General features: G+C 43.9%; 23 protein-coding genes. All 23 read left to right on the top strand.

Annotated features, from left to right (window positions below):
- The first annotated feature begins 48 nt into the window (after positions 1–48).
- The 23 genes from AB5Z12_RS07190 (at position 49) to AB5Z12_RS07080 (ending at position 13,805) form a co-directional block, all read left to right on the top strand.
- Positions 49–348, top strand: coding sequence for a hypothetical protein (locus AB5Z12_RS07190; RefSeq protein ID WP_368368591.1), 300 nt, complete (start codon positions 49–51; stop codon positions 346–348).
- A 91-nt stretch (positions 349–439) separates the two neighbouring features.
- Entirely contained in the window at positions 440–631 is a 192-nt protein-coding gene (locus tag AB5Z12_RS07185; protein ID WP_148463664.1) for a hypothetical protein, read from the top strand.
- 2 nt (positions 632–633) lie between these two features.
- Positions 634–1,575, top strand: a complete 942-nt coding sequence (locus AB5Z12_RS07180; protein ID WP_368357046.1) for a YqaJ viral recombinase family protein — start codon at positions 634–636, stop codon at positions 1,573–1,575.
- Positions 1,576–1,590: 15 nt separating this feature from the next.
- Positions 1,591–2,445: a recombinase RecT gene (locus AB5Z12_RS07175; protein ID WP_195699476.1), complete on the top strand. Its 855-nt coding sequence runs from the start codon at positions 1,591–1,593 to the stop codon at positions 2,443–2,445.
- 104 nt (positions 2,446–2,549) lie between these two features.
- On the top strand, positions 2,550–2,987 hold the full coding sequence (locus AB5Z12_RS07170; RefSeq protein WP_148463796.1) for a hypothetical protein: 438 nt from the start codon (positions 2,550–2,552) through the stop codon (positions 2,985–2,987).
- A 12-nt stretch (positions 2,988–2,999) separates the two neighbouring features.
- A complete protein-coding gene (locus tag AB5Z12_RS07165; protein WP_148463797.1) occupies positions 3,000–3,737 on the top strand; it encodes a hypothetical protein in 738 nt (245 codons plus the stop codon).
- 57 nt (positions 3,738–3,794) lie between these two features.
- Complete coding sequence (locus tag AB5Z12_RS07160; protein WP_148463798.1) at positions 3,795–4,229, top strand: RusA family crossover junction endodeoxyribonuclease; 435 nt, start codon at positions 3,795–3,797, stop codon at positions 4,227–4,229.
- 6 nt (positions 4,230–4,235) lie between these two features.
- On the top strand, positions 4,236–5,120 hold the full coding sequence (locus AB5Z12_RS07155; protein WP_368357047.1) for a DUF4373 domain-containing protein: 885 nt from the start codon (positions 4,236–4,238) through the stop codon (positions 5,118–5,120).
- Positions 5,113–5,871, top strand: coding sequence for a phage antirepressor (locus AB5Z12_RS07150; RefSeq protein ID WP_368357048.1), 759 nt, complete (start codon positions 5,113–5,115; stop codon positions 5,869–5,871). Before AB5Z12_RS07155 ends, AB5Z12_RS07150 begins: the two co-directional genes overlap by 8 nt.
- A 95-nt stretch (positions 5,872–5,966) precedes the next feature.
- Positions 5,967–6,500, top strand: coding sequence for a hypothetical protein (locus tag AB5Z12_RS07145; RefSeq protein ID WP_368368590.1), 534 nt, complete (start codon positions 5,967–5,969; stop codon positions 6,498–6,500).
- A 59-nt stretch (positions 6,501–6,559) separates the two neighbouring features.
- Entirely contained in the window at positions 6,560–7,792 is a 1,233-nt protein-coding gene (locus AB5Z12_RS07140) for a hypothetical protein (RefSeq protein ID WP_368357050.1), read from the top strand.
- 2 nt (positions 7,793–7,794) lie between these two features.
- Entirely contained in the window at positions 7,795–7,956 is a 162-nt protein-coding gene (locus AB5Z12_RS07135) for a hypothetical protein (RefSeq protein ID WP_270414058.1), read from the top strand.
- The gene (locus AB5Z12_RS07130) at positions 7,953–8,264 is read left to right on the top strand and encodes a hypothetical protein (protein WP_368357051.1); all 312 of its coding nucleotides are present in this window, start codon (positions 7,953–7,955) and stop codon (positions 8,262–8,264) included. Before AB5Z12_RS07135 ends, AB5Z12_RS07130 begins: the two co-directional genes overlap by 4 nt.
- Positions 8,261–8,410, top strand: coding sequence for a hypothetical protein (locus tag AB5Z12_RS07125; protein ID WP_173773421.1), 150 nt, complete (start codon positions 8,261–8,263; stop codon positions 8,408–8,410). The genes AB5Z12_RS07130 and AB5Z12_RS07125 overlap by 4 nt, the downstream gene beginning before the upstream one ends.
- On the top strand, positions 8,364–8,558 hold the full coding sequence (locus tag AB5Z12_RS07120) for a hypothetical protein (protein ID WP_173772665.1): 195 nt from the start codon (positions 8,364–8,366) through the stop codon (positions 8,556–8,558). Before AB5Z12_RS07125 ends, AB5Z12_RS07120 begins: the two co-directional genes overlap by 47 nt.
- A complete protein-coding gene (locus AB5Z12_RS07115) occupies positions 8,551–8,760 on the top strand; it encodes a hypothetical protein (protein WP_148463790.1) in 210 nt (69 codons plus the stop codon). Before AB5Z12_RS07120 ends, AB5Z12_RS07115 begins: the two co-directional genes overlap by 8 nt.
- Positions 8,699–9,157 carry a hypothetical protein gene (locus AB5Z12_RS07110; RefSeq protein ID WP_270414061.1) on the top strand — a complete coding sequence of 153 codons (459 nt, stop codon included), beginning with the start codon at positions 8,699–8,701 and terminating at the stop codon, positions 9,155–9,157. The genes AB5Z12_RS07115 and AB5Z12_RS07110 overlap by 62 nt, the downstream gene beginning before the upstream one ends.
- A 624-nt stretch (positions 9,158–9,781) precedes the next feature.
- Entirely contained in the window at positions 9,782–10,075 is a 294-nt protein-coding gene (locus tag AB5Z12_RS07105; RefSeq protein WP_368368589.1) for a hypothetical protein, read from the top strand.
- Positions 10,072–10,578, top strand: coding sequence for an ImmA/IrrE family metallo-endopeptidase (locus AB5Z12_RS07100; protein WP_368357052.1), 507 nt, complete (start codon positions 10,072–10,074; stop codon positions 10,576–10,578). Before AB5Z12_RS07105 ends, AB5Z12_RS07100 begins: the two co-directional genes overlap by 4 nt.
- 173 nt (positions 10,579–10,751) lie before the next feature.
- On the top strand, positions 10,752–10,880 hold the full coding sequence (locus AB5Z12_RS07095) for a hypothetical protein (RefSeq protein ID WP_264294261.1): 129 nt from the start codon (positions 10,752–10,754) through the stop codon (positions 10,878–10,880).
- 243 nt (positions 10,881–11,123) lie between these two features.
- Positions 11,124–11,513 (top strand): hypothetical protein, encoded by a 390-nt coding sequence (locus tag AB5Z12_RS07090; RefSeq protein ID WP_204453336.1) that lies wholly within the window; start codon positions 11,124–11,126, stop codon positions 11,511–11,513.
- A gap of 104 nt (positions 11,514–11,617) precedes the next feature.
- Positions 11,618–12,397: a phage terminase small subunit gene (gene terS, locus AB5Z12_RS07085; RefSeq protein WP_368357053.1), complete on the top strand. Its 780-nt coding sequence runs from the start codon at positions 11,618–11,620 to the stop codon at positions 12,395–12,397.
- A 34-nt stretch (positions 12,398–12,431) separates the two neighbouring features.
- On the top strand, positions 12,432–13,805 hold the full coding sequence (locus tag AB5Z12_RS07080) for a PBSX family phage terminase large subunit (protein ID WP_368357072.1): 1,374 nt from the start codon (positions 12,432–12,434) through the stop codon (positions 13,803–13,805).
- Positions 13,806–13,808 lie beyond the last annotated feature (3 nt).

The raw sequence follows: 13,808 nt of genomic DNA, 5'->3' as shown, positions 1-13,808 counted from the left end.
GCTAGGAATTTTAGTTGTAATTTGGATTCACTCATTACTGAAAAATTAATGAGCAGCAATGTAGCCCAAAAGAAGAGCCAAGCCGGAAGGGAGGAGGCCATGATTTTAGAAAAAATGATAGATGAGTTGTATGAGCTTTCGAAGAAAACTATAGCAAGCGGAATCCATATAAGTTTCGAAATAGGATTAGCTGGATATCCATGCCGGGTTTGGGTGGAGGAACCAACAGAAAGTAAAATGACTACTTATGATATTTATCGTGACGAAGCGCTGATGAAAGAATCCGTTAAAAACTACGAAGCAGCCAGGGAGCATCTTACACGGTTGTTAAAAGAAAATGGATCCTGAGAGTTGGGAGCTCATCAGGATCCGGTGTCCAAATGGACAAAAACAGTTTATCACCCTCTTATTGTAGAGGAGAAAGAGAGAAAAATCAAGTATGAGAAACAGAATTACAATTGCAAATCCCAACGGAACCGGATATAGGATCCCTGGCTGCAGAGCATCTTCTATTCGCTTGGAGTGGCAGCAGGAGCAGACCGTATTGTTTGGAACGGTGGCAGACCGTTTGGGCGAGTATGAAGACCTTGGATCTGTAGAAGAATTACGTGAATTGAAGAGGGGGAGATAAGGATGAAATTAAACAGATTAGTATCGACTTCAGGAATGGATCATGAGACCTGGCTGGAGTACCGTAAGAAAGGAATCGGCGGTTCGGATGCCGGAAGTATTTGCGGGCTGAATCCATATGCAACAGCAATCTCAGTATATCAGGATAAAATCCAGGAAGAGGTAACTGAGAAAGAAGACAATGAGTCCATGAGACAGGGGCGTGATCTTGAGGAATATGTAGCCAGAAGATTCATGGAGGAGACCGGAAAAAAAGTGCGCCGCGCCAATTCTATTTTTTATATGGAAGAAAATCCTTTTATGCTGGCCAACGTAGACCGGCTGATTATAGGAGAAAACGCGGGACTGGAGTGTAAAACAGCTTCCGCCTATTCTGCAGATAAATGGAAAGATGGACATATTCCGGAATCCTATGAAATCCAGTGCCACCACTATATGGCTGTGACCGGAGCTGATGCCTGGTATATTGCCTGTGTGATCCTTGGCAGGGAGTTCGTGTGGAGAAAGATTGAGCGTGATGAGAGTGTTATCCAGATGCTGATCGAAGTAGAAAAGGATTTCTGGAATAACAATGTACTGGCTAAAAAGATGCCGGCTCCGGATGGAAGTGAAGCTGCAGATAAGATTTTATCCGAATATTTTAAAAATTCAGATCCGGATAAAGTTGTTCCCCTGATTGGCTTCGATGAAAAGCTGAAACGAAGATCAGAGATCCTGGAACTTCAGGACAAGCTGGACCAGGAAAAGAAGCAGATTGAGCAGGAAGTTAAGCTTTTTATGGAAGATGCGGAGAAGGCTGATTCCGATAAATACTCAATTACATGGAAATCCATAGTATCGAGCAGGGTAGATTCGAAAAAGCTGAAGGCAGATTATCCGGATATCTATAAGGAATATGCCAAAGAGTCATCCAGCAGAAGATTTACTGTAAAAGAGATTGCATAACAGGAGGCAGAGAGAATGGGAGTAAAAGATGCGTTAGCAGAGAAAACAGGAAATAAAGGGGAAGTAAAGCTTACCAAGTCCATGAGCATTGCGGACATGATCAAGGCCATGAAGCCGGAGATTGAGAAAGCCCTTCCCAAGGTGATCACCCCGGAACGTTTTACCAGAATGGCGTTATCCGCCTTAAATACCACTCCGAAGCTACAGGAGTGCAGCCAGATGTCTTTCCTTGGCGCGCTTATGAATGCGGCGCAGCTCGGTCTGGAACCAAACACACCGTTGGGACAAGCATATCTGATTCCATACAAGAATCATGGAAAGCTGGAATGTCAGTTCCAGATTGGATATAAAGGTCTGATCGACATGGTTTACCGCAACGACAACATCCAGACTGTACAGGCACAGTGTGTTTACGAGAAGGATGTGTTTGAGTATGAACTGGGGCTTGAGCCGAAACTGGTGCATAAGCCTGCCATTAAAGACAGGGGAGAACTGATTCTTGTGTATGCACTTTGGAAGGCAAAGAACGGCGGATATGGCTTCGAAGTGATGAGTAAAGAAGATATTGACAATCATGCCAGAAGATTCAGCCAGAGCTTTTCCAGTGGATTCAGTCCATGGAAGACAAACTATGAGGAGATGGCAAAGAAAACCGTCATTAAGAAATGTTTGAAGTATGCGCCTTTGAAATCTGACTTTGTAATGCAGCTTTCCAATGATGAGAGTGTGAAGACCGAGCTCAGTGTAGACATGTCCGAGGTGGCAAACGAACAGGAGCCGATTGATGCTGATTACCAGGAAGTATCCCAGGAGGCTCCAGATGGTACAGAAACTGCAGAAGCCGTAAACAACCAGGGCACAGCAGAATAAACAGCAAGTGGTGCTTCCTATCATGGAAATGCGTCATTATATATCACAATACGTTGATACCTGGCAGTACCTGTTCATGCTGCCAGGTAGGAAAGGAGTAAGAAATGCAGCATATTGACATGGAAAAATTCGCAAATGGTGCGTTTACGGAACAGATCAACAGGGAGCTGAAGAAGGTGACGGAGAACATCCAGGATCCGAACACAGACGCAACTGCCAAGCGGAGGATCACTGTTGTGATCGAATTTAAGCCGAATGAGGCAAGGAATTTTGTTACTACGGGAGTACAGGCAAAATCCACCCTGGCACCGGCTCTTGGAGCTGTGACAGCCCTCAGCATGGGCAAAAACATCCGTACAAATGAAGTGGAGGCTGTTGAGATTGGCAGCCAGATCCCAGGCCAGATGACCATTGAGGAGGTAACGGATTCCTTTGATGAGAGGGAAAAAACACCGCGCCAGGTTGATCCTTCCACTGGGGAGATCATTGAACAGGCGGAACATTCAGACAATGTAATTGATTTAAGAGCTAGACAGGCATAAGGAGGAAGAAAGATGATCAAAGAAGCAATCAAGTACATCACAGATTTAAAAGCAGAAGCAATGGAACCGAAAGTTGTCACGATTGCAGGCAAGACCTATTGTGATAAGGACCTGAGCAGATATGACGATGAACCTATGGCGGAGCCAATTGAGGCGTCCAACTTAAGCAGCATGATTGATTATATCTTGAGTTGCACCAAGGAACTCAGAGAGTCCATGATCATTCATGTGATAAGTCCGACAAAAGTAGAACTGTATTCCGGTCTGAATGCAGAGAGAAAAAGAGAGCGCCTGTTTGTGTGCAGGGCTGAGACTCCACGCTTCCGCTATGATGAGTGGTACGATCAGGAGCGTTTTCTCATTGAAATGCAGGCAAACTTTGAAGAGAACACTGATCTGGAAGCTATCCTGAAAGTATCTGGAAATGTTGAGGCAAAAACAACAGCCAATTATGGTGATGACGGCGTTACCCAGAAGACAACCATTAAGCAGGGGATTGCATCAAAAGCAGATGTTCTGGTTCCGAATCCGGTTACCCTTATCCCATACAGGACCTTCCTGGAAGTGAAGCAGCCGGAAAGTGAGTTTGTTTTCCGTATCAAGGACGCTGGTGGTGCTCCGGTATTCAAGATCGTAGAAGCCGAAGGTGGTCTCTGGAAGAATGTTGCAATGAAAGAAATTCGAGATTATTTTGTGCGCAACCTTGAGAGCGAGGAAGATCTTTACAAGCGTTTAACTATTATCGCGTGATAGAACGCTTCCCTGGTCTTAAACAGGCTGGGGAAGTGGAAAGGAAGACTTATATTTATGACAGCAATTTGTTTCACAGTGCCTGGCAAACCTCAGGGAAAAGCCAGGGCGCGTACTTACTATAATGCCAAGAAAAAGGCTATGAGCAGCACAACACCGGATAAAACGGTCCTGTATGAGAATTTTATTGCTACCCGTTATATGGAGGCTGCTGGGGAACAGAGATTCTCAGATGGAGCCTATATCAAAGCGAGGATCCAGGCTTTTTATGAGATTCCCAAGAGCAGTTCAAAGGTGAAAAAGACAGCCATGCTCAGCGGGGAGCTACTTCCTACAAAGAAGCCCGATATTGACAACATCGTAAAAGCTGTTCTGGATGCCCTTAATGAGGTGGCATACCGGGATGATACACAGGTCGTGGAGCTGCAGGTAAGAAAGCAGTACAGTGAAAGACCAAGACTGGAGATCTGTCTGGAAGAACTGGAGGCTTAATCATATATGGCAAGGCGGAAACAGGAAGGAAATCGCTTTTTTCGCCTGGATGTGGATTTCTTCTCAGACAAGAAGGTAAAGATCCTGAAAGCACGTTATGGGGCTGACGGGGTTACCTTATATCTGTATATCCTATGTGAGATATACAAAGCTGGATATTATTTAAAGATTGATGAGGATTTTGAGTTCATTGTCTCAGATGATCTGAGCATGGACAGCAATAAGGTGAAGCAGGTCTTGAACTTCTTATTGGAACGGTCACTGTTTGATAACACACTTTTTCAGTCGGACAAGGTCTTGACCTCTGCCGGAATACAGCGGAGATATCAGGCAATGGTAAAAGCCAGGGCACTGAAAAATCCGATTACAGTAGAGGGTTTCTGGCTCCTTTCGGAGGAAGAAACGGAGACCTTTATTAAAGTGAACCCTTCTTTAAATAATTCCGAGAATAATCCCGATAATTCCAGGAAAAATGAAGATAATTCCGAGAAAAATGATACAAAAGGAAAGGAAAAGAAAGGAGAGTATATATATACGGCTCCGCCGGGTACATACTTTGAAGATTCTTCTCTGAATGATGCCTTCCTGTTATTCCTGAAGGTAAGACAGAACAATGGAGACAGTCTAACAAAGGAACAGGTACAGCTTCTGAGGGAAGAACTCCTGTCCATGTCTGACAAGCCAGAGGAGCTGACTGCCATTGTAAAGAAATCCGCTATGAACGGATGGAAGAGCTTCTACCCTCTGAAAAAAGCAAGAACCAGGAAGACAGAAGCGAAGGGCAGTAAAAACCGGTTCAATAACTTTCCACAGAGGGAATATGACTTTGAAGAATATGAAAAACAGCTGTTAAAGAAAAGCCAGGAAGGACAGAAAATAGTTAATGAATGATTTACAGATCTTTAAGAATGCGGAGTTTGGAGAGATACGAACGGATACATCAGGGAACGAACCAATGTTTTGTTTATCAGATGTTTGCAGGGCATTGAGTTTATCCAATGTGACAGAAGTTAAGAAAAGGTTGGGTGAAAAGGGGTTAAGCAGTATTGAAACCCTTACAAAAGGCGGAAATCAGAAACTTTTGTACATCAATGAAGCTAATCTGTATAAAACAATCTTTCAAAGCCGAAAAGAATCGGCGCAACGTTTTACAGATTGGGTGACGGATGAAGTTCTCCCATCTATCCGAAAGAACGGTGGTTACATTGCTGGCCAAGAACATCTTTCTGATGATGAGCTGATGGCCAAGGCCGTCTTGGTGGCACAGAAGAAAATCGAGGAAAGAGACAAGGTAATTGAGGCGCAGAGGTTAAAGATAGAAGCCGATAAGCCGAAAACTATTTTTGCAGATGCCGTATCAGCCAGCAATACATCAATCCTGATAGGAGACCTTGCAAAGCTCATTTGCCAGAATGGTGTACAGACAGGACAGAAACGTCTGTTTGAATGGATGAGAGAAAAAGGCTATCTGATAAAATCCGGATCCAGCCGAAACATGCCAACCCAGAAAGCCGCAGAGATGGGGCTGTTTGAGGTAAAAGAAACCACCATTACCAATCCAGACGGAAGCGTAAGAGTCACCAGAACAACAAAAGTTACCGGAAAGGGACAGCAGTATTTTATCAACAAGTTTCTGGGCTGAAAGAAGACTTAGAAGAAATGCTTAAAAATTATAGTTGTGAAGGCCAGATGGAGTTATCGGACTTCTTGAAAATATCAGAAAATCCAAGCCTACAAATGTACTGTAAGGATTGTTATTGCAAGACCTGTCTGCTTTGGTGGTCCCACAGATGTGTGTATGGAAAATGCTGGGATGATTTCCGGGCAAAAGCAAACCCGTACAATAAAGCATTCCCGGATAAACCGCCGCGTACTGGCTGGAGTAACTGGAATAAACTAGGAGAGCAGGAGCATTGGTGTAGGGGAGGTGCTTTTTATCCAGAGCGCAAGTGTGAGCACTATGTTGAATATACTGGCTGTACTATAGAAGATTGTATAGCTGCTCCTATACAACTGTTTCCGGATGGATATGTGATCTGTACGCTGAAAGATTCTATTGGCTGTGAAGCATGTATTGTTAGATCAGAGGGAAAAAAGATAAATGATTATGCCTGTGAATTTATGACGGACACAGGATGTGAGAGGATGTTTACCGCGAAAAGCCTGATCCTACAGTCAATAATGGAAGGTAACGATATCGAGCCTTGCAGAGAGCAATGCTGCATGGGATGTAAAGCAATATGCGGATTCCGCTGCGGACAAGCGACATAAAGTAAACGAAAGGAGCCAGCCTCCGGCCGGAGTAAGGGTATACCGGGCTTCTTGAAAAGATGGAAAATGAATTATCCACGGAAGAGTGGAAACAAAAGAAGAAAGAGCAGAGAGCTATATTTACGGCACGTCAAAGGCTGCCTTATGAGGTTAAGCTTAAAAGACAGGCAATCAAAGCCTGGCAGTTCTATGAGGAAATCCTTAGCAGAGACATGAATGTACATGTAAGCGTGGGAGGATTGGATAGTATAACCCTGTATATCTGGTTGTGCAGTATCGGGATCGAACCTCATGCAATATCTATTTCTGGGGTGGAGGATAAGAGCATCCAGAAGGTGCACAGAGCTATCGGAGTTGAGATTGTACGGTCATACAAGAGCAAGGTACAAGTGCTTAATGAAGTCGGATTTCCGGTTATCAGCAAAAAGATAGCTGGCAGAATCAATACTCTGCAACACCCAACAGAAAATAATAAAACTGTCCGTCATGCCATTATAACAGGTGAATGCGGAGAGCAGGGGCATTTTGCCAAGAATAGCCGGATGCAGCTACCGAAGAAATGGCTGGAACTATTCGGCGGCTATGAGAATGAGAACGAAGGTGTGAATTATGGCAAGCCAGATCCGGACATTCCGGTATCAAATGACTGCTGCAATTGGCTGAAAGAAAAGCCTTGTGATGACTGGGCGAAAAAACATAACAGTGTGCCATATCTGGGGATGATGGCAAGTGAAGGCGGACAAAGGGAAGAGGCCTTGATAGACCATGGCTGTAATTATTATGGCAAGACAGTGATCAGATCCGCGCCGTTTGCAATATTCATGAGATCGGATATTTTAAGACTGGCACTTGAAATGGACAAATGGTATCACGCTCATTTGGATTTCTTTGAAGCAAGATTCCATGCGCAACCTTATGGAAGGAATCAAGATGGAAGCCTTAAGGAGTATGTTCCATTGTTATCTATTGTTCCGGAAATCTACGGAGAGATTGTTACTGATCCAATCGCAGTTCTTCGAACCACAGGCGCACAGCGGACCGGATGCTCCATGTGTGGGTTTGGAATTCACCTGGAACAGCGTCCCCACAGGTTTGATAAACTTCGGGAAAGAAATCCGAAAGAGTGGGAGTTCTGGATGTATCGCTGCTGTACAGATCCGAAAACCGGTGAGAAATATGGCTGGGGACGTGTGTTAGATTACATAGGTGTTGAGTGGGAAAATCCTCCAGAAGTACAGATGACAATATTTGATTTTCCGGAGTATCTACCAGAAACGAAAGAAAGGAGCTAAACATGGCAGAAAAATATAAAACCTGTAAACACAGTACAGGCAGAGTGGGTGAGCTGATTGTATACGTCCACCCGACCTGTCCGAGGCTGTCAATGATAAAAGGCACCTTGTGCAGCAGTAAGATTCGCTGTCGGGAGTGCAAGAGCTGGGAGGAGAGAAGATGACGCTGAACGAATTAACAAATAATCAGAAACGCAAAGAGTTTCTGGACAAATATACAGGATGGAACTTGTGGCTTGCTGTGCCGGAAATAAGCGAAAAGTATTATTCTTATCCGCTTCCGGACAATACAATGATCATCGTCAAAGAAACCGAACATGCAAAAGGTGATGACTGGTGGAAGAAAGACGAGCGCGGCGGCTATTACGTTACCACAGAATACTATCTCCTGGAAGGTGATTGGAAAAGATTTGCAGACTGCAAAAAGAGTATGACACAGATTATTGAGCATCTGAGAGAGGTGAAACAATGATAGACGTAATCGTTGCAATGGGTGTTGGCGTGCTAATCGGAGCCTTTGGCGTGATCGCCTGGGCATTAAGTGCCGTAAACAAGGATAGAGGTGAAAAAGATGACAGAGACCAAGCAGGGAAAGGCAACGGACCGGAAAGCCACTGAGGCGGTGAACACGATTAGAATTTACTGTAAAAACAATGACATTCACGACTGCGTATTTAACTGTGCGATACGGCAGGTATGCAGAGGATATTTTCGCAATTTGAACGTACCGATGCTGTGGCCAGAAGTGGAGGTGCCAGATGATTGATGAGAAGAGAGTGCTGCAGGTTGCCAAGGAATTAAGCATGAACCCGGACAAGGCCAGGAAGCTCCTGGAGGATGCCAGATCAGAACCGGCAATTCTGGCGCGGGTACATAGATACGAACTGCTTGTGGGAGGTGACAGAGGTGGACAAGACGGTGCTGGAGCAGTATGTGGAGCTGAAGGAAGAAATCAAAGACCTACATAACCGCATAGACCGGGACAGGCGCAGACTGGTCAAGATCGAGAATGAGGGTGTTGTATCTGATACCGTAAAAGGAACCAGAAAGGATGGCACTATCGGTCCGATCAAGATAACCGGCTACCCTTTTCCGGAAGTTGACCAGGTGAAGGGCATGATTAAAAAGCGGGTAGCAAAGCTTCACATACTGGAAGACGAACTGCAGGACGCACTGAATGCAGCAGATGATTTTATCCGAGAAATTCCACAAAGCGATCTGAGAATGATGTTTCGTTTTTATTACCTGGATGACATGACATGGGTGGCGGTAGCAGCAAATATGAACAGCCGGTTTCCAAAACGGAAATATACAGAAGACAGCTGCAGAAAGCGTCATGACCGATATCTTGAAAAAATATTATAAAATTTTCAAAATGTCCGGTCATGTCCGCTTCGGCTATGGTAGTATGTATACTGGGATTGACGAAAAGATTTCATTAAGCTCCTTATTAAGTGATTGCCAGGTGTCACAGCCTGGCAGTTGATTCTGGCAGATATCAGCCAGGGAATTGCTGAGGCCACAGCAGAGCCGAAATGATATTACAGTGCAGGCTGACACATTGGTACGCGGTTCGACTCCGTGTTGTATGAGTCCGGGGCAGTCATGTGTGAGGGAGCTCACTGCACTACCGGAACACCTCCCCGATCGGGAGGGAGCATGAGCCGTTAAGCCGAGCCGCAGGTTCGAGTCCTGGTGTTCCGATTGGCTCCTCATAATATTATTCCTAGAAAGACATCTGACTATTTGTGGTTGGATGTCTTTCTATTATTTTTAGTGGAAATGTAAATGATTTTATGATATGATTAAAAATGTAAAAAAAATTTCTGAAAACGAGTTGACAAATTGACCAAGTTGGGTTAATATATATTTGCAAGGGGAGCTCCTAGAGAGGCAAATTAGAAAGGATTGGGGTGAAACGCTATGGTAAACAATTTCGGAAAGTTCTGCCGAAAACTTCGGATAGATAAGGGTGAACTTTTATACGATATGGCGACAAAATTAGAAGTTTCATCTGCTTTTTTATCAAAAGTTGAAAATGGCAAGAAAAAACCACCCAAAGAGTGGAGGGAAATTCTCATCAGAGAATATGAGTTAGATTCAGATAAGATTAAAGAATTGGATCAATGCATGTATGAAGCTCAAAATTACGATAGCATTGATATTAGCAATTGGAATGATAATGACAGGATGATGATGCTTTCCTTTGCAAGAAAATTCAATTCTTTTGACAGGAACAAATTGAAAAAGTTTTTGGAAAACGAGGAGGGTGATGATGAATGAATGTTGCTGCTGAAGCACTATCAAGGTCCAAAATTCGAAAACTAGTAAGGGAATTTAGAAAGGCAATAGGCTGTGAGAAAATGGAATATTTTCCAATTGTGCAGTTTATAGAGTGGATTCTGGCTAACCCTGAAAGTGGAATGGACTTTGAAATTGTGGATCCAGGAGAAATGCAGGATACATATGGAACCACTAATACTGAGAAAAATGTCATGCGTATACGAAGCGATGTATATGAAGGAGCCGTAAAGGGAAGATCGCGCGATCGTTTTACGTTGTGTCATGAGTTGGGACATTATATTTTACATCAACCGGAATTTATGTCATATGCGCGAGGTGATATCCCGAGATATCGCCAACCGGAATGGCAGGCAAATACATTTGCTGGAGAGTTGATGGCTCCCTATGATCTTGTTAAAGATATGAGCATTGAAGAGATAATGAAAAAATGTGGAATGTCCAGACAAGCAGCAACAATTCAATATAATGAATATCACAGATGATGTGTCAAACCGAAAGGTTTTATACATACAAAAAACCAAGCACCATGAGATGCTTGGCTCTTGCGAAAAAAGTAAACACAGTGTTCAACTGGTTACAATTCCTTCTAGACAATTGAATTGTACCACTGGATTTACCTTTTGGCAAGAGTGAATTGCGAAAGGAGGATAAATCTATGTGGATTTTCCGCGCATGGATTACCGGGAAAGATGGCGAAAAAATTTACGCCAAAGATCACGGTAAGAAAGCTTTTAGATTCTGGGTAGGTCCTGGACCTGAACCAGATAAAAAGAAGAATCAGTAATTAAATAATCAATAATTTAAATGTTCAATGAAGCGTATTTACCAGTTGGACGCTTCTACTTTAAAGAAAGGTAAAAGGTAGAAGCAATGGCGAAAACAAAAAGTAGCGTTAGAGGACAGCAGCAAAAGAAAATCGTAGTAGTGAAACCATATAAACGTGGTGATGGAACTAAGGTGAGTGGTCACCGAAGATCAACACCAAATTAACTGATATTAAAAAAATATATTATGCGAGGAAATAAACATGGAAGATTATATCGAAAAACTATTTAAACAGTATCCTTTTATCTATAAAATAGGGGATAGATTTTTTGCTTTTGGAACTGGTGTTTGTTCAGAATGTCTGAAGCAAGACAGAGAGGGATTGAAATACAGATACAAACGTTATTGTGATAACGTTGATGTAGAAATGGATAGAGAGACTGCTTGGAAAATATTTCGCAAGTTAAATGTTATCGGGGAAATTATAATACAAGAAGAAGGGCCATGTTACAATCCTGAAGAAAAAATAAAAGAGTTTAATTTTAATGAAGAAGAAATGGCAGAGTTGGAAGCACAAATTGATCAGTACGTGAAAAATTGGGTAAATCATGGATTGGCAGATTGGGCTACTGGCAGATATACTTCAGTATAGGTAAAAGTAACAGCTAAATAATTAACAACACACGCACCAACAAGGCAGCCTCCCCGGGGGCTGCTTTTGTTGTACCCAAAAACGACGAATAGAGGTGATGAGACATGGCCAGAGCGCCGGATCCAAGAATTGAACAGGCAAGGGCCATGTGTCTGAAAGGCATGAAATTAGTTGAGATTGCAAGTCAACTGAATCTGCCGGAAGGTACTGTTCGAAGTTGGAAAAATAGATATAAATGGGATTGCAACGTTGCAAAAGAAAAACGCAACGTTGCAAAAAGGAAAAAGGGCGGTCAGCCAGGCAATCAAAATGCAACCGGTCCGCCGGAGAATAAGAATGCAGTTAAGACAGGAGAGTTTGAGACTCTCTTTTTTGATTGCTTAGAACCAGATGAACAGAAGCTGATCCAGACAGTACAGCCAGATAAAGAGCAGCTGCTTCTGCAGGAGATTCAGCTGCTGACTGTCCGGGAACGGCGTATGTTAAAGCGGATTGAATCCCTGAAGTTCCTGGAGCAGACTTCGGATCCGGAAGATGACCAAGGGGAGGATGAGCTTGAAAAAGCACCTCCCGGAATGTCTGTTACAAAGTACAAATCTGGAATGGAGAAAGGAAAGCCAACACTCCTGAGGGAATACGAAGGAATCCTTGGTCAGATCCAGTCCATTGAGGATGCGTTGACCAGAGTCCAGGCCAGACGCCAGAGGGCAATTGAAGCCCTGCATAAATTTGGTTATGATGATGCTCATCTGGAGCTTGAAACTATGAAGTTCGAGCTGGAGCTTCTGAAACAGGATGGACAGAACGAGGATGATACAGATGACGGCTTCCTGGAAGCCATGAATGCTTCTGCCGAAAATGTCTGGGGTGATGAGGATGTATGAGAAACTGAGCAGCCTTAAGAAGCGCCTGCAGCAGATGAAGCAGAACCGGACAACCAGACAGAACGGCCAGACATTTCACTTCTCTCCATTCTCAAAGAAGCAGAAACAGGTACTGACCTGGTGGTGCAAAGAATCCCCAGTCCATGACAAAGATGGAATCATAGCAGACGGAGCTATCCGATCAGGAAAGACTGTCAGCATGTCGCTGTCTTTTGTTATGTGGGCAATGAGCGGCTTTGCAGGTCAGAACTTTGCCATGTGCGGAAAGACAATCGGCTCCTTCCGGCGAAATGTTTTGTTCTGGCTGAAGCTCATGCTTCGATCAAGAGGTTACTCTATCACGGATCACAGAGCAGACAACCTGGTAGTTGTGCGGAAGAATAGTATTGAAAACTATTTCTACATCTTTGGCGGTAAAGATGAACGTTCTCAGGATCTTATTCAGGGTATTACACTGGCTGGTGTGTTCTTTGATGAGGTTGCACTGATGCCGGAATCCTTTGTCAACCAGGCAACAGGACGTTGCTCTGTGAAAGGCTCCAAGTTTTGGTTTAACTGTAACCCGGACGGGCCGTATCACTGGTTTAAGGTCAACTGGATTGACAAGTCTACCGGATATCTGGGAAAAGAACAGGTCGAGAAGATTCGCCAGAAGGCAAAAGCAGAAGGCAAGGATCCAGGACTGAAAGCGCTTCTGTATCTGCATTTTACCATGGATGACAACCTGTCCCTGGATGAAGAGGTAAAAACCAGATACCGCAGCATGTACATTGGCGTATTCTTCAAGCGTTACATCCTGGGATTATGGGCAGCAGCCGAGGGCGTTATTTATGATATGTTTGATGAAGCCAGGCATGTCCGCGATATCAAGGATTTCTTTCAGCTTCTGATCAACGGCAACCGCTATGTTTCCTGTGACTATGGTACTCAGAATGCAACCGTCTTCCTGCTCTGGAACAAAGGCAGGGATGGAGTCTGGTACTGTATCCGGGAATATTACTATTCAGGACGTGATAAAGGCAGACAGAAAACAGATTCTGAATATGCAGATGATTTAAAAAAATGGCTGGATGGTACGAAGATAAAAGCAATCATCGTGGATCCATCTGCAGCTTCCTTCATTGCAGAGCTCCGCAAGCGCGGGTACAAAGTGCTGAAAGCCAACAATGATGTGTTGGATGGAATCCGCCTAGTGGGAATGCTGCTGAATTTGGAACTGCTGAAATTCGCCAGTTCCTGTACAGAAACCATAAAAGAATTTGCTTCCTACATCTGGGATGAAAAAGCCCTGGAACGTGGGGAGGATAAGCCAGTTAAGCAGCACGATCACAGCTGTGACGCTGTACGTTACTTTGTGAGCACAGTGCTTGGCAGCAGGGTAGCGAGACTTCGAGAAATAAGTAGGTGAGAA

This window comes from Ruminococcus sp. RTP21358st1_G6_RTP21358_211008 (genome assembly GCF_040908885.1).
Lineage (GTDB): Bacteria > Bacillota > Clostridia > Lachnospirales > Lachnospiraceae > Blautia_A > Blautia_A faecis.
The sequence above is the reverse complement of the archived record's forward strand: the minus strand, read 5'-3'. Positions and strand labels throughout refer to the sequence as shown.

Bases quoted from the DNA above. Each gene is read 5' to 3' on its own strand.
- AB5Z12_RS07175 (WP_195699476.1), top strand. From the start codon at position 1,591: ATGGGAGTAAAAGATGCGTTAGCAGAGAAAACAGGAAATAAAGGGGAA.
- AB5Z12_RS07140 (WP_368357050.1), top strand. From the start codon at position 6,560: ATGGAAAATGAATTATCCACGGAAGAGTGGAAACAAAAGAAGAAAGAG.
- AB5Z12_RS07130 (WP_368357051.1), top strand. From the start codon at position 7,953: ATGACGCTGAACGAATTAACAAATAATCAGAAACGCAAAGAGTTTCTG.
- AB5Z12_RS07080 (WP_368357072.1), top strand. From the start codon at position 12,432: ATGAAGCAGAACCGGACAACCAGACAGAACGGCCAGACATTTCACTTC.
- AB5Z12_RS07150 (WP_368357048.1), top strand. From the start codon at position 5,113: ATGAATGATTTACAGATCTTTAAGAATGCGGAGTTTGGAGAGATACGA.
- AB5Z12_RS07190 (WP_368368591.1), top strand. From the start codon at position 49: ATGAGCAGCAATGTAGCCCAAAAGAAGAGCCAAGCCGGAAGGGAGGAG.
- AB5Z12_RS07100 (WP_368357052.1), top strand. From the start codon at position 10,072: ATGAATGTTGCTGCTGAAGCACTATCAAGGTCCAAAATTCGAAAACTA.
- AB5Z12_RS07120 (WP_173772665.1), top strand. From the start codon at position 8,364: ATGACAGAGACCAAGCAGGGAAAGGCAACGGACCGGAAAGCCACTGAG.
- AB5Z12_RS07185 (WP_148463664.1), top strand. From the start codon at position 440: ATGAGAAACAGAATTACAATTGCAAATCCCAACGGAACCGGATATAGG.
- AB5Z12_RS07090 (WP_204453336.1), top strand. From the start codon at position 11,124: ATGGAAGATTATATCGAAAAACTATTTAAACAGTATCCTTTTATCTAT.
- AB5Z12_RS07145 (WP_368368590.1), top strand. From the start codon at position 5,967: ATGTACTGTAAGGATTGTTATTGCAAGACCTGTCTGCTTTGGTGGTCC.
- AB5Z12_RS07170 (WP_148463796.1), top strand. From the start codon at position 2,550: ATGCAGCATATTGACATGGAAAAATTCGCAAATGGTGCGTTTACGGAA.
- terS (WP_368357053.1), top strand. From the start codon at position 11,618: ATGGCCAGAGCGCCGGATCCAAGAATTGAACAGGCAAGGGCCATGTGT.
- AB5Z12_RS07135 (WP_270414058.1), top strand. From the start codon at position 7,795: ATGGCAGAAAAATATAAAACCTGTAAACACAGTACAGGCAGAGTGGGT.
- AB5Z12_RS07155 (WP_368357047.1), top strand. From the start codon at position 4,236: ATGGCAAGGCGGAAACAGGAAGGAAATCGCTTTTTTCGCCTGGATGTG.
- AB5Z12_RS07165 (WP_148463797.1), top strand. From the start codon at position 3,000: ATGATCAAAGAAGCAATCAAGTACATCACAGATTTAAAAGCAGAAGCA.
- AB5Z12_RS07115 (WP_148463790.1), top strand. From the start codon at position 8,551: ATGATTGATGAGAAGAGAGTGCTGCAGGTTGCCAAGGAATTAAGCATG.
- AB5Z12_RS07125 (WP_173773421.1), top strand. From the start codon at position 8,261: ATGATAGACGTAATCGTTGCAATGGGTGTTGGCGTGCTAATCGGAGCC.
- AB5Z12_RS07105 (WP_368368589.1), top strand. From the start codon at position 9,782: ATGGCGACAAAATTAGAAGTTTCATCTGCTTTTTTATCAAAAGTTGAA.
- AB5Z12_RS07160 (WP_148463798.1), top strand. From the start codon at position 3,795: ATGACAGCAATTTGTTTCACAGTGCCTGGCAAACCTCAGGGAAAAGCC.
- AB5Z12_RS07180 (WP_368357046.1), top strand. From the start codon at position 634: ATGAAATTAAACAGATTAGTATCGACTTCAGGAATGGATCATGAGACC.
- AB5Z12_RS07095 (WP_264294261.1), top strand. From the start codon at position 10,752: ATGTGGATTTTCCGCGCATGGATTACCGGGAAAGATGGCGAAAAAATT.